The organism is Cellvibrio sp. PSBB006 (assembly GCF_002162135.1).
Classification (GTDB): domain Bacteria; phylum Pseudomonadota; class Gammaproteobacteria; order Pseudomonadales; family Cellvibrionaceae; genus Cellvibrio.
The window spans coordinates 3,289,611-3,304,091 of record NZ_CP021382.1 but is presented as its reverse complement, the minus strand read 5'-3'; the positions used below and the strand labels follow the sequence as shown (position 1 = coordinate 3,304,091).

Below are 14,481 nucleotides of genomic sequence, written 5' to 3'. Positions count from 1 at the left end.
GTAAGCCGACACCCCACGCTCCAACACTCACCGCCGCCAAAACATCGGACTGAACAACACCAATAACGTAAACACCTCCAACCGCCCCAACAGCATCGCGAAGCACAACACCCATTTTGCCGGTGCGTTGATGCTGCTGTAGTTGGACGCGACCTCGCCCATGCCCGGACCGAGATTGGTGATACAGGCGCCGACAGCAGAGAAGGAGGTAACCAGGTCCAGGCCGCTCATCAACAGCAGCAAAAACATCAGGATGTACATCACCACGTACATCGCAAAAAATCCCCACACCGCTTCCACCACGCGATCCGACACATTGATACGCCCCACCTTGATAGGGATGACCGCGTTGGGGAAGATCAGGCGATGGATTTCGCGAATACCTTGTTTGTAGAGCAGCAATACTCGAATCATCTTCATGCCGCCGCCGGTGGAACTGGCGCAACCGCCGAGAAACGCGAGGATAAACAGGGCAAAAGGCAGGAAGGATGGCCAGGCGACAAAGTCTGCGGCAAACCCGGCAGTGCTGAGCGTTGATGCCAGGTTGAAGAAGCCGATGACAAAACTGTCTTTGGCGTCGTAGGTATGCGTGAAATAGAGGTAGCTCACCGTTACCAGCGTGCCCACGGCGATCCAGCCGAAGTAAAACCGAAACTCTGCATCGGCGAAATAGTAATGCAGGCTTTTTTCGCGCCACACGAAAAAGTGCAGTGCGAAGTTGGCGCCCGATATCAGCATAAAGATGGAACATATCAACAAGATCGCCGAACTATCGAAATAGCGAATGCTGTCATCGTGGGTGGAGAAGCCACCGTTGGCGACGGTGGAAAACGCGTGGCATAGGGCCTCAAACCAGTTCATCCCCGCCAGCCAATAGGCGACACCGCAGGTGATAGTGAGCACCAGGTACATCAGGAACAGTGCCTTGGCGGTTTCCGTAATACGCGGCGTGAGTTTGTTGTCCTTCACCGGTCCTGGCGCTTCCGCGCGGTACAGCTGCATGCCGCCGATGCCTAACATTGGCAAAATTGCCACGGCGATCACGATGATCCCGATCCCGCCAAACCATTGCAACTGGTGGCGATAGTAGAGGATGGAGGGCGGCAGCTGATCCAGGCCGCTGATGACGGTAGCCCCGGTAGTCGTCAGGCCCGAAACGGCTTCAAACATGGCGTCGGTAAAGGACAGAGTCAGCCCATCGGACAGGATCAACGGCAGCGTCCCGAAGGTACTCAACACCGACCAGAAGAGTGCCGTAATCAGGAAGCCGTCGCGGGTGCGCAGGTCCGCTTTGCTGGTGCGCGCCGGCAGCCACAAGCCGATACCGGCAGCGAAGGTAATAGCGAAGGCCAACAGAAAGGTCATGTAATTGTGGTCGTCAAACCACAGGGAGATGGCGATAGGTACCAACAGCGTCAGGCTGAACAGGGTGAGCAGTACGCCCAGCACCCGGGCGATGATGGCAAAATTCATGTCACACGTAATCCATCAGTGGGCGTTAAACGTCAAAAGAAGGTGAAGCCGACCTGGAACAGCTTCTCGATGTCGCGAGTGTGCTTTTTATCCAGCAGGAACACAATCACGTGGTCGCCGGACTGCACCACCACATCGTCGTGGGCGATGATAACCTCGCTTTCGCCATCTGCTGTATCGCGCACAATTGCCCCGATATTCGCACCTTCCGGCAAGTCGATATCTTCCAGCGCCTTGCCCACCACCTTGGATGATTTGGCGTCGCCGTGGGCAATCAGCTCCAGTGCTTCCGCCGCGCCCCGGCGCAGTGAGTGAACGTTCACCATATCACCGCGCCGCACGTGGGTCAGCAAACTGCCGATGGTGGTGGTCTGGGGCGAGATGGCGATATCGATATCGCCGCCCTGTACCAGATCCACATAGGCGGGGTTGTTGATCAGCGTCATGACCTTGCGCGCCCCCAGCCGCTTGGCGAGCATCGATGACATGATGTTGGCTTCGTCATCATTGGTCAGGGCGAGGAATACATCGGTATCTTCAATGTTCTCCTCCAACAATAAATCCTGATCCGTCCCACTGCCGTGGAGCACGATGGCGCGTTCCAGTTGTTCAGACAAACGAGCACAGCGATTGCGGTTGTGTTCAATCACACGCACGTTATAACGGCCTTCCAGTTTCTTCGCCAGCCGATAACCGATGTTGCCACCACCGGCGATGGTCAGACGCTTATAGGGCACCTCCAACCGGCGCAGCTCGCTCATGACCGCGCGGATATCGGCCTTGGCTGCGATAAAGAAAACTTCATCATCGGCTTCGATCACCGTCGAACCGGTGGGCATAATGGCACGATTGCGTCGATAAATAGCGGCCACACGGGTTTCGACATTGGGCATATGCTGGCGCAGATAGCTTAACTCCTGACCCACCAGCGGCCCGCCGTGGTAAGCACGGACGGCAACTAACTGAACTTTGCCATCCGCAAAATCCAGCACCTGTAAGGCGCCGGGGTTTTCGATCAGGCGAAAGATGTAATCAGAGACCAACTGTTCAGGGCTGATCAATACATCAATGGGAATGGCGCCGCTTTCAAACAGGGCGCGGTGGGTGAGGTAGGCGGTGGAACGCACCCGCGCGATCTTGGTGGGGGTGCGGAACAGGCTGTCGGCGACGCGGCAGGCGATCATGTTGATTTCGTCGTTATTGGTCACGGCGATCAGCATATCCGCATCTTCAATACCGGCCTGGATCAGGATATCCGGGTGTGACCCCTCGCCGGTGATGACACCGATATCGAGTCGGTCGCGCAGATCGCGCAGGCGCCCTTCATCGGTATCGACCACGGTAATGTCATTGGCTTCGCTGGCGAGATGCTCTGCAAGACTGCCGCCCACTTGTCCCGCACCGAGGATGATGATCTTCATAAGCCTTCTTAGTTAACCTGAGGTTCAAATCCGCCGTCGCGCATCCGGAGCCCGACTGGATAGCGGCTGCCACTTTACTGCGTTTGGGTGTAAATACACCATAAAAAGTAGCTTAGTCGCCTTTTCTTTTTAGTGCTGGTTTCCTTGTGCTCTTGGGTTCGTCAAAATTTCCCTTATATCAATTGCCCATATTAGTTTTGTTGCTTTCGATAGGGCAAACAAGAAGATCAAGGGCAGGATCATGGTCTTTAGTAGAAAAAGCGTCATTAAATTCAAGATGCCGTTTATAGCACCTTCAAGTTTATCCTTCATGGAAAAAGCATTAAATTTATCGCCAAGACTTTTCATTGACGACATCGAATCAGACACGGTCATTCCGATGGATTCCATAAGGCTGTTTGGCTTTCCGGTCAGGGTATTTTCTATATAGGTTTTTCTTTCCTGGATTGCTTCCATATTTTCTTCAAGCTCCTCTATCTGTTCTTCGAGAAGTTGAAGGCTTTTCTTTTTGGCTGAAGCAGTGCTTTTTAATGACGATAAATCTTTATCCGACAGCCTTTGCATGAGGCTCAATTTTTCTTCTGCATTTTTGATGTTTTCATCAGCTTTATTTACAGAATCGTTTGCGTCCTCACGTAGTTGGTGCTGCTTCTTCAAGAGACTGCTAATAGATTGCTCCTCTGCATTTAGTTGTAGCAGTTGATCTGAAAGTGTCTTATTGTCTGCGACAGATATTTTTTGTATCTGATTTGCTGTATCAATATCGTGACTAAGTGAACTTAGTGCTTCTACATCATCTTGTGTTTTCTCATCGAGAAACGCTTGGTCTACAAAACTATTCATAATGATGACGAAAGCTAAAGAAAACCTTATGAACAGGAAAAATAAAAAGAGCCTTGACAGAAAATTCAGATGAATCCCGCTTTTAAAATAGAATCCGATTAAAAGTATTGCTCCTGATACGCTCAATAAAATCTTGAACAATGTGTCAGATACAATCTCCACTAATAATTTTTGAATTATTAGTGATCCGATAGCAAGTTTCATGAGTGATGCATAGTCTTCTACCAAGTTATTGACAGGATTCAATACCTCTCCAATCGTTACATTGGCTACACCTACGCCTAATGTTAATGATTGACAGACAGAAATTACGGCATTAAGTGTTCGCGCAACACCAAACGCTACAGTGGACTTTACCAACGAGTCGTCAATATATTCCGTAGAGAGCTCGTCCAGTTTGCCGAGCCATGAAATTAGCACTAAAAGTAAGATGCTAATTACTAGAATGTTGCGGGTTTTCGGATGCTGGATCTTAGGTGGGTAGGGATCAAATGACATACTAACTCCTTATAGCTTTTGTTGTTGATAGCTGCCTTAGCAAAAAGTAATTGCTCATTCAAACGAGAGTAGCTTGTTAATTTATGCCATTTTTGCGCAACTGCGCATAATAAAATCCGTCATGGCCATTTTCGTTAGGTAGTAATTGTCGACCACAATGTTGTGGAGTGCCCCAGGGAACATCGAGCAATTCACACACAGCTTCAGGTTGTCGCGTCAAAAAGGCTTCGACAACCCGGGTGTTTTCATCAGGCATGATGGAACAGGTGGCGTACAGCAAGACGCCATCGGGCTTGAGCAGCGGCCACAGGCTATCGAGCAGCTTGCCCTGGAGCTGCGCCAGCTTGGCGATATCGGCGGCGCTACGCAGGACTTTGATATCCGGGTGGCGGCGAATAATGCCGGTGGCGGAGCAGGGTGCATCGAGTAGGATGCGATCAAAAGGCTGACCGTCCCACCAGTCGTCGGGTTGGCTGGCGTCACCGCACAGGATCTGCGCGCTGACATTCAGACGCGCAAGATTCTCCCGCACCCGCCCGAGGCGGCGTTCATCGCTGTCCAGCGCCACGACCTGCAGATCGTCGGTGCTTTCAAGGATATGTCCGGTTTTACCGCCCGGCGCACAACAGGCATCCAGGACCCGTTGCCCCGGTTCAAGCAGCAGCAAGTCAGCGGTCAATTGGGCGGCTTCGTCCTGCACGCTGATCATGCCCGCGTCAAACAGCGGCAATTGTCGGGGATCGCAGGCGGTTTCAAGGGTAAATCCCACCGGACTAAACGGTGTGGGTTGCGCAGCGATAGCGGTTTCAGCCAAGCGGGCGAGATACCTTTCCCGGCTCTCCTGCCGGGTATTGAGACGCAGGCTAAAGGGCGGGTGAGTGTTGTTGGCGGCGATGATCTGTTCGATCTGGTCCGGCCAGGCACGCTGGAGGGTATTGAGCAACCAGGCAGGATGGTTGCTGGTAAATACCGGATCATCCTGCAACTGCCGATCCAGATCTTCGCGCTCCCGCTGAAAGCGGCGCAGGACGCCATTGATCAGTTTCGTGGCCCAGGGCTTTTTCAGTGGGCGGGCAGCTTCCACGGTTTCGCTGATGGCGGCATGATCAGGTACGCGGAGGTGAGTCAGTTGGTAGAGGCCCAACAGCAGCAGCGCCTGGATATCACTGTCCTTGGCGCGCAGCGGTTTGTCGAGCAACCGTTGCAGGTAGGCATCCAGATGCGGTTGCCAGCGCAGGGTGCCGAAGCATAACTCCTGCAAAAATGCGCGCTCTGATTCGGGTACTTTGGTCTGGTTTATCGGTAACACGCTCGACAGTGAACCCTGCTGGCGCAGAATCTGGCCGATAACCTGAGCGGCGGCCGTGCGGGCAGTGAGCGGCATCAGGCGGGTAACTCCAATTGATCACCGACACTGAAGAGATGGGGATGTCCGCGTAGCAGTTCATCGACGGTTACCGGTTTTTTGCCGGGTAATTGCAGTTGCTCAAGCAGCAAACTGTCCTGCCCGCAACTGACCCGGATGCCGGGGGCGCCCACTTCAATCAAGCTGCCATGCGGTTTATTAGCGTTGCCAGCGACGACCCGACTTGCCCAGATACGGATGCGCTCCTCACTACCGGCTTTTTGGGTAAACGCTACAGGAAAAGGATTAAATGCGCGCACTTTACGCTCCAGTACCGCGGCCGCTTGGCGCCAGTCCAGCAATGCCTCATCTTTGTGTAGTTTGGGTGCATAGCAGCTTTGGGTATCGTCCTGTACTTCGGGTTTAGCCGTGCCGTGTTGCAGTTGATCAAGGGCTTCCAGCAGCGCTGGCGCGCCGATACCCAACAATCGGTCGTGAAGACTGCCGCCGGTATCTTCCGACAAGATTGGACATTCCACTTTGACCAGCATATCCCCGGTATCCAGCCCCACATCCATCTGCATGATGGTCACGCCGGTAAGGGTATCGCCGGCTTCCAGGGCGCGCTGAATCGGTGCGGCACCACGCCAGCGGGGCAGGATGGATGCATGCACATTGATACAACCTAATCGTGGCGTATCCAATACCACCTTGGGCAACAGCAGGCCATAAGCCACGACCACCATGATGTCTGCTTGCAAAGTCGCCAACTCTTGTTGGGCTGCGGGATCTTTAAGGGAAAGCGGTTGGTAGACGGGAATATTATGTGCAAGGGCCAGTGCCTTCACCGGGCTGGCGGTTAATTTCTTGCCGCGCCCGGCCGGGCGATCCGGTTGTGAGTACACCGCGATGAGCTGGTGGTGGCTATCCAGCAAGGCTTGCAGATGATGCGCCGCAAAATCCGGGGTACCGGCGAAGACAATGCGCAGACCCTCAGTGGCGGGACGAGACGATGATGACATGGAAGACCTGGCTGTTCGGGAGTCGTAAAGAAAAAAGCCTGATGGTTTAGATCAGGCTTGGGCGCGATGTTTCTTCTCAAGCTTCTTGCGAATACGCGAGCGCTTGATGGGTGATACATAATCGACGAAGAGCTTGCCGTTAAGATGGTCGATTTCGTGCTGGATGCAGACCGCCAGTAACCCATCGGGCTCGATAGTGAACGGCTTGCCATCGCGATCCAGGGCGTTGACCCTGACATGGCCGGGGCGCACGACCGTCTCATAAAAGCCGGGAATCGACAGACAGCCTTCGTCATATTCCTGTAGTTCTTCATCCAGCACAGTAATCTCGGGGTTGATAAACACCATGGGCTGGGATTTGTCTTCGCTGATATCGATCACGATGACCCGCTCATGCACATTGACCTGAGAGGCGGCGAGCCCAATACCCGGTGCGTCATACATGGTTTCAAACATGTTATCGACCAGCTGCCGGATACGGTCGTCGACCACGGCGACAGGTTTCGCAACTGTGCGCAGACGCGGATCGGGAAATTCGAGTATTTCTAATATCGCCATAGCTTGTGACAAACTTCTAGTAAAAAGACAATAACCGCTGCTAACATGATGATCGCACAGCATTTACGCCGCGCACAGAGGCCACCAGCGGGCGGTAGATTGGGCTATTATAACGTCAACAGCAGGGTGAAATCCTGCTTTACTTGTTGGTACAACGTTAAAAATGGCGGTTAAACCACCGGCTTCAAGGGTGACGCAACAAAGGATGACGCCAATAGTGGTTTGAATTTGTGCTAGCCTTCTTTCGGCGGCACCGCTGTGCAATTGGGGCGCTGCTAACTTCCAGGACCGAAAAAAACAGGATCGGTTTCTATGAAAAAAATGATAATTGCGGTACTCGCAGTGTCACTGCTGAGTGTGTTGACTTGGGCACAGGATGGGATCTTGCGTGATAACCATCCCGATGAATACACCGTTAGAAAAGGCGATACCCTGTGGGATATCTCTAACACCTTTTTGAACACCCCCTGGATGTGGCCGGAAATCTGGCACGTTAATCCCCAGATTGAAAATCCTCACTTAATATATCCCGGTGACGTGATCCGTTTGATTTACCTCGACGGTCAACCGCGTCTGACGCTGGATCGCACCGTCCGCCTGGCCCCCGGTGATACCAAACTCGGGCCGAGCGTACGCGTATTGCCCAACGAAGATGCCATCCCTGCGATCCCGCTGGATCGTATAGACAGCTTCCTGTCGCGCAGCCGAATTCTCGACCTGGATGATCTGGAAGGCGCACCTTACATGCTCGCCGGTCCGGAGAAACGTATTGTGGTCGGTGCTGGTGACACGGCTTATGCGCGCGGTGATTTCAGCGGCGATATCAAAAATTACGGTGTCTTCCGCAAAGGCGATAAGTATGTCGATCCGGAAACCAAAGAGTTTCTGGGCATTCATGCGCAAAGCATCGGTACCGTCAGTGTGCAATCGCTGAAGGACGATATCGCGACAGTTAAAGCGATCCGCAGCACAGAAGAAATTCGCATGGGTGATCGCCTGCTGCCTAACGAAGAGCGTTCGGTAGATTCCATCTTCTACCCCAGTGCACCGGATACCGAGATTGAAGGGGTTATCCTGGGCGTTGAAGGTGGCGTGAGCCAGGTCGGGAAGATGAACGTGGTGATCCTCAATCGCGGTGATCGCGAAGGGCTCCAGGTCGGCAACGTATTAGCCATCTATAAAACCGGTGAGCTGGTACGCGACCGGGTAACCAACGATCGCGTGCAACTGCCGGACGAGCGTGCCGGTTTGCTGATGGTCTTCCGTACCTTTGAGAAGATGAGCTTCGGTCTGGTACTGGAAGCAGAGCGTCCGCTCTCCGTGAACGACAAAGTGCGCAATCCCTGATCAAGTTTCCCCTTAATCCAATACAGCCGCTTCATTGACGAAGCGGCTTTTACCCAGCAAGGACGTGTATGCAAGACTCCCTTCAAGCCAGCCTTATTCTCCAACGTTTACCGGATTTCGGCCCCGCTACTTACTGGCGGCTACGTGATGCTTTTGGCGATCCGGCCAATGTGCTCATGCAATCCCCGGACAAACTGCAATCGTTTCTTAAGCCCGCCGCAGCGGAGGCCTTGCTGGATTATCAGCGGCAGCGCCACAACAGCCAGGTGGGCCGATACCTCGCGCGCGACCTCGCCTGGCTCAATGAACATCCCGAGGTGACGTTACTCAATCTGGACGATACCAATTACCCAGGGTTGCTGCGCGAAATTCGCCGCCCACCGCCGTTGTTGTTTGTCTTGGGTGATCCTGCCTGCCTCAGCTTGCCGCAGGTGGCGATTGTGGGTAGTCGTAATCCCACACCGGGTGGTAGCGATAACGCGCATCAATTTGCCCGCTTTCTCGCCGGCGCCGGCTTTACTATTACCAGTGGGCTTGCTTTGGGTGTTGATGGTGCGGCACATCGCGGTGCTCTGGCGGCGCAGGGTAAAACCATTGCGGTATTGGGTACCGGCATTGATCGGGTCTACCCGGCACGCCACCGGCAACTGGCCCAGGACATCATTGCGGCGGGTGGAGCATTGGTCTCTGAATTTCCCCTCGATACACGCTCCAATGCCAGCAACTTCCCGCAACGCAACCGCATCATCAGCGGCTTGAGCTGTGGCACTCTGGTGGTGGAAGCGGCGGTACAGAGCGGATCATTGATCACCGCCAGGCTGGCGCTGGAGCAAAACCGCGAAGTTTTCGCTATCCCCGGCTCTATCCACAACCCGCTGGCGCGGGGTTGTCACAAGCTGATTCGCGACGGCGCAAAGCTGGTCGAAACCGGGCAGGATATCGTGGAAGAGCTGGGTGCTTTGCTCGGCTTTCAGCAGGCGGAGCTGGATTACACCCAGAGCGTCACCGCCGTTTCGCAAATGCAGCTTGACCCAGCAGAAGCCAGGCTATTGGATGCCATGGGTTATGACCCGGTCGATGTGGATACCCTCGCGCAGCGCACGACGCTGGATGTTGGTCTTATTGCGTCGCAGCTCATCGGGCTGGAATTAAAAGGGGTAGTCAGCAATACGCCGATTGGCTACGTGCGGGCAACCGCCTGAGCTAGACACGTGCGGATGTACCTTGAGCCAGCCGGCGCGGTGCATTAGAGTGCGGTCTCGTTTAACGGGCCAGCCATGCCCACTTGCTACAGGATCTGCGTTATGACCGACTGGTCACTCAATCCACGTATTCGCCACGCAGCCGAAGTGATGCGTCGGGGTGGCGTTATTGCCTACCCCACCGAGGCCGTCTGGGGGCTGGGGTGTAATCCGTTCGACCGACGGGCGGTGGAATATCTGCTGTCACTCAAGCAGCGCCCCATGCACAAAGGCTTGATCCTGATCGCGGCCGATATCCGCCAACTGGGGCCGTTTATTGATCATCTCGATGACCTGCAACGCCAGAAACTGAAAAACTCCTGGCCTGGTCCGGTGACCTGGTTGGTGCCCAGAAATAAGCTGGCACCTTTTTGGGTGACGGGAAATTCGCCGTCTCTTGCGTTGCGGGTGACAGATCATCCCCTGGCGGCGGGTTTATGTCGGGCATTCGGTGCGCCGATAGTTTCCACCTCTGCTAACCCTCAGGGGCTCGAACCGGCGCGTGATGCATTGACCTTACGGCGCTATTTCGGCGATCAACTGGATGCCATTACCCAGGGGAAAGTCGGTCATCGAGCCAATCCCTCGGAAATTCGCGATTTGCTCACCGGAGAGATTCGTCGGCCCGGTTAGCTTTGATGAGACCGCCACATACGCTGGCATCATCAGAGCTTACAATGGCACCCCGCTGCAAGGCAGTGATTCACCCATGTCATGGCCGAAGCAAGCCATGCTCAAGCAGAGTGAGGATTTATGAGCGAGACCACCCCCGGCAATATCCCCGACAAGCTAGCCGTGAAGGCCTATTTACTGGATTTGCAGGAGCGTATCTGCGCAGCGCTTGCCGAAGAAGACGGTGGCGGGAAATTTATCGAAGATTCCTGGGTCAGAGCGGAAGGTGGCGGCGGACGTTCCCGCGTGTTGACCGAGGGTGCCGTGATCGAAAAAGGTGGGGTTAACTTTTCCCATGTACACGGTACACAAATGCCGGCTTCGGCCACTGCCCATCGTCCGGAACTGGTGGGGCGCGCATTTGAAGCCATGGGGGTGTCGTTGGTCATTCATCCACACAATCCCTACGTGCCCACCAGTCACGCCAATGTGCGTTTCTTTATCGCAGAGAAAGAGGGAACGGAGCCGGTTTGGTGGTTTGGTGGCGGTTATGACCTGACACCTTACTACGGCAACGAAGAAGATTGCCGTCATTGGCACCACACAGCTCAACAAGCCTGTGTGCCATTTGGTGAAGAGGTATATCCGCGCTTTAAGCAGTGGTGTGATGATTACTTCTTTCTCAAACATCGCAACGAGGCGCGCGGTATCGGTGGTTTGTTTTTTGATGATTACAACGCGGGCGGCTTTGAACAAAGTTTTGCCCTTATGCGCGCGGTTGGCGACAGTTATCTTCCTGCTTACCAACCGATCATGGCGCAGCGCAAAAACCAGGCCTATGGCGAGCGTGAGCGGCATTTCCAGTTGTATCGGCGCGGCCGCTATGTGGAATTCAATCTGGTTTATGACCGTGGCACGCTATTTGGTTTACAGACTGGCGGACGCACCGAGTCTATCCTGATGTCGCTGCCGCCGCTGGTGCGTTGGGAGTACAATTGGCAACCGCCGGCCGGATCAGCGGAAGCAGCGCTTTATGAGAAATTTTTGCCAGCGCGCGCCTGGATTTGATTGGCCGTAGACTTGCCGCCCTTATCGCGGGGTGGCGCCTTCTTACAAGAACGATAACAACACGCACGACACACTGGACTTGCAATGACTGATCTCTACGCTGTTTTCGGCAACCCTATCAACCACAGTAAATCGCCGCACATTCATCGTCATTTTGCCGAGCAAACCGGGCAGGATATGACCTACACCAAACAACAGGTGGCGCCGGGTGAGTTCGACCAGGCGGCGACGGAATTCTTTGATAAAGGTGGTAAAGGGTTGAATATCACCGTGCCCTTTAAGCTGGACGCCTACAGTTTTGCGGCGCGCCTGACGCCTCGTGCCCGTCGCGCCGGTGCGGTTAATACCTTGGCACTGCAAACGGATGGCACGGTACTGGGTGATAACACCGACGGCATCGGCATGATCCACGATATGCACAATCTCGGATGGGAATTGCGGGGCAAACGCGTATTAATCCTCGGCGCGGGCGGTGCGGTGCGCGGCATCCTGCAGCCCTTGCTGGAACAGGAGCCGCAAGAGGTTGCCATCGTGAATCGCACGCATCATAAAGCGGAACAACTGGCTAACGGCTTTCACGATTTAGGTGACGTGCGCGCCCTGACGCTGGAAGCGCTTGCTGGTCAGCAATTCGATATTCTTATCAATGGCACCTCCGCCAGTTTGCATGGCGAATTGCCGCCGCTGCCGGATGATCTGCTGGCGCCCGGCGCCTGTTGTTACGACATGATGTACAGTGCCGAGCCGACAGTATTTTTACAGTGGGCCCAAACCCATGGTGCGGCGGCGGTCGCCGATGGCTTGGGTATGTTGATAGGGCAAGCGGCGGAAGCTTTTTATCTATGGCGCCAAATCCGTCCGGAAGTGGTGCCGGTTATTACTGCCATGCGTCGACAAATGACGGAAAAAAATCAGAATCATAAATAAAGACAGAACAGTCGCCTGATAAAAATAATCGGCCAAAATAACACCAATCAGCTATAGTGATGAGGCAAACCGAATCGGTTCGCCAGTTGAATTTAGGATGTTATCGCTACTGGATAACCTCCAGGATTACTGATGCTTTGCAAGAAGAAAACCCCTTCAACCGTCCATGAGGATGTAAAGTATGAGTAAGTCACAAGACTCTAAAAAAGAAACCAAGAAGCAGCCTTTACTAAACGCCAAGGAAAAAAAGGCGCGCAAGAAAGAGAAAAAAACGGATAAGTAATCGCGTATCACTGACGGAACCCGCGCTTGTTCAACGGGTTCCGTTATCTGCCCCACAGAGCCCGCGCAAAAAACTATTTGTCAGCTCGACGCAAAAAACAGCTGCGCATTTTCAATAGAAAAAATCCCCGTCGTCATTCCTCCGTTTAAAACGCTTATACCCATTTAATTAGCCGGGATTTTAATTATTTGTGCGGGATTTTCATTTTGCTAATAAAAAGCAAAAATCCCGGATTGATGTGTCCGAAAAAACCAGATTCTTAGGCAGTTTTCCAGCTGAACAAGACAAAAATAATTCGCAGGAAGTGTGATGCAAGAGCGCTTTCGGTATTGCGCTTCTCTATATAGTTTTTCGGCTGTTGGTTTAAAGCGCAACGCGGGCAGCGACAGACGGAGGTTCTATCGTTAGATCGCAAGATAAAAATCCCAAGCGCTGTTCGCACAATAATAACGTCATGTGAGAGAGCAAAAATGTTGAAAAAAACGCTAGTTTCAATCGCCCTGTTATCCATGTCGGTGAGCGTCTTCGCCGCCAAAAATCGTCCTGACGGCTACGTCACTATCTGTAAGATTGGCCAAACCTGTTCAGTCAGTTCTCCAACGAATGTGGCCTTTGGTGCGGCTGACAAATTCGTTTACAAAGTATTGAGCGGCAGTTTTTCCTGCTCGGTGGCGACCTTTGGTTCCGATCCAAATCCTGCCAAAGCCGTAAAAGAATGTTCCGTTCCATCCGGCAGTTCTGGCGGTGGCACATCTTCCAGTGCTTCGTCCAACTCCTCCACGAGTTCATCAAGCAGTTCGTCGGGCGGCGGCAACTCCGGCAGTATTACCGGTGCGTCCTGTTCCGCTAACGGCTCAACCACAGTGAACTCTACTATCCGTGTCACCAGCGGTACTTATGATGGTAGTTGCCGTGTGCATAACGGTGGCGGTGCGCTAGGTGATGGCAGCCAGGATGAAGGCCAGGACCCTATATTCCGTGTGGAAAACGGTGCGACCCTGCGTAACGTGATCATCGGCAACAACGGTGCAGACGGCATTCACGTGTACAACAGCGGTAATGTAGATAACGTCACCTGGCAGAACGTCGGTGAAGATGCCTTGACCATCAAGTCATCCGGTACGGTGAATGTCACCAACATTGAAGGTTATGATGCCGGTGATAAATTCTTTCAGGTTAATGCGGCCAGCACCTTGCGCGTAAGCAACTGCATTATTCGCAACGCGGGTAAAGCGCTGCGTCAAAACGGTGGAACAACGTATAAGATCGATGTGGCGTTTGATCGTTGCGATCTATCCGGTTTGAATGAAGGCGTGTTCCGCACCGACAGCTCTACCAGTGTGGCCCGCATAACAAACAGCCGGCTGGAGTCTGGTACGACCATCTGTATCGGCTTCAGATCGGGCAACTGTACCTCGTCCAATATTACTTATTATTAATTTTTATCGCTGAAATTTAAATTGTGTAAGCGCCGACTTCGGTCGGCGCTTTTTCTGTTCTGATCGAGATGATGTGTATTTTTTCAGGAGAATTTTTCAACCTGTCATGGCGAAAATGATTTTTATCGATAAAATCATCGGAACCTATTCTTTATCTGCTGTAAAAACATTTCAATCAATAAAATCAGTTGTAATTGTCAGCCGAGTTGGTAATAGCAAATCCGTCTACTCATTTGTCACATTTATATCAGGTAACCGTTTACCTACCCCAGGTATGCCTATATATTTTTCTCCCGCTTGAAGTTCGCAGTAAGCGCAACGCGAACAATCATTGCCCGACGGATTTATTTCCGCTCTGCGGTATGATTGTGAAAATAAAAAAGTCGGCGTTGTTCGCACAATAA

Annotated in this window: 12 protein-coding genes; 6 read left to right on the top strand and 6 right to left on the bottom strand. The window is 53.1% G+C overall.

Annotated elements, in window-relative coordinates:
- Positions 1 to 27 precede the first annotated feature (27 nt).
- The 6 genes from CBR65_RS13585 to def all read right to left on the bottom strand — a co-directional run bounded on the left by CBR65_RS13585 (position 28) and on the right by def (position 7,160).
- Complete coding sequence (locus CBR65_RS13585) at positions 28 to 1,473, bottom strand: TrkH family potassium uptake protein (protein ID WP_087467357.1); 1,446 nt, start codon at positions 1,471 to 1,473, stop codon at positions 28 to 30.
- Between the two features lie 32 nt (positions 1,474 to 1,505).
- On the bottom strand, positions 1,506 to 2,894 hold the full coding sequence (gene trkA, locus CBR65_RS13580; protein ID WP_087467356.1) for a Trk system potassium transporter TrkA: 1,389 nt from the start codon (positions 2,892 to 2,894) through the stop codon (positions 1,506 to 1,508).
- A gap of 129 nt (positions 2,895 to 3,023) precedes the next feature.
- Positions 3,024 to 4,235 carry a hypothetical protein gene (locus CBR65_RS13575; RefSeq protein ID WP_087467355.1) on the bottom strand — a complete coding sequence of 404 codons (1,212 nt, stop codon included), beginning with the start codon at positions 4,233 to 4,235 and terminating at the stop codon, positions 3,024 to 3,026.
- A 76-nt stretch (positions 4,236 to 4,311) separates the two neighbouring features.
- A complete protein-coding gene (rsmB, locus tag CBR65_RS13570) occupies positions 4,312 to 5,619 on the bottom strand; it encodes a 16S rRNA (cytosine(967)-C(5))-methyltransferase RsmB (protein ID WP_087467354.1) in 1,308 nt (435 codons plus the stop codon).
- Positions 5,619 to 6,602 (bottom strand): methionyl-tRNA formyltransferase, encoded by a 984-nt coding sequence (fmt, locus tag CBR65_RS13565; protein WP_087467353.1) that lies wholly within the window; start codon positions 6,600 to 6,602, stop codon positions 5,619 to 5,621. Before fmt ends, rsmB begins: the two co-directional genes overlap by 1 nt.
- Positions 6,603 to 6,653: 51 nt before the next feature.
- Complete coding sequence (def, locus tag CBR65_RS13560; protein ID WP_087467352.1) at positions 6,654 to 7,160, bottom strand: peptide deformylase; 507 nt, start codon at positions 7,158 to 7,160, stop codon at positions 6,654 to 6,656.
- A 312-nt stretch (positions 7,161 to 7,472) separates the two neighbouring features.
- On the opposite strand from def, the gene CBR65_RS13555 reads away from it, so the two are divergent.
- The 6 genes from CBR65_RS13555 (at position 7,473) to CBR65_RS13530 (ending at position 14,077) form a co-directional block, all read left to right on the top strand.
- Positions 7,473 to 8,507: a LysM peptidoglycan-binding domain-containing protein gene (locus CBR65_RS13555; protein WP_087467351.1), complete on the top strand. Its 1,035-nt coding sequence runs from the start codon at positions 7,473 to 7,475 to the stop codon at positions 8,505 to 8,507.
- 68 nt (positions 8,508 to 8,575) lie between these two features.
- Positions 8,576 to 9,709 carry a DNA-processing protein DprA gene (gene dprA, locus CBR65_RS13550; protein ID WP_087467350.1) on the top strand — a complete coding sequence of 378 codons (1,134 nt, stop codon included), beginning with the start codon at positions 8,576 to 8,578 and terminating at the stop codon, positions 9,707 to 9,709.
- Between the two features lie 102 nt (positions 9,710 to 9,811).
- A complete protein-coding gene (locus CBR65_RS13545) occupies positions 9,812 to 10,381 on the top strand; it encodes an L-threonylcarbamoyladenylate synthase (RefSeq protein WP_087467349.1) in 570 nt (189 codons plus the stop codon).
- 120 nt (positions 10,382 to 10,501) lie between these two features.
- Complete coding sequence (gene hemF / locus CBR65_RS13540) at positions 10,502 to 11,428, top strand: oxygen-dependent coproporphyrinogen oxidase (RefSeq protein ID WP_087467348.1); 927 nt, start codon at positions 10,502 to 10,504, stop codon at positions 11,426 to 11,428.
- Positions 11,429 to 11,512: 84 nt separating this feature from the next.
- Positions 11,513 to 12,355, top strand: coding sequence for a shikimate dehydrogenase (gene aroE, locus CBR65_RS13535; protein WP_087467347.1), 843 nt, complete (start codon positions 11,513 to 11,515; stop codon positions 12,353 to 12,355).
- Positions 12,356 to 13,108: 753 nt separating this feature from the next.
- Positions 13,109 to 14,077 (top strand): pectate lyase, encoded by a 969-nt coding sequence (locus tag CBR65_RS13530; RefSeq protein WP_087467346.1) that lies wholly within the window; start codon positions 13,109 to 13,111, stop codon positions 14,075 to 14,077.
- Positions 14,078 to 14,481 lie beyond the last annotated feature (404 nt).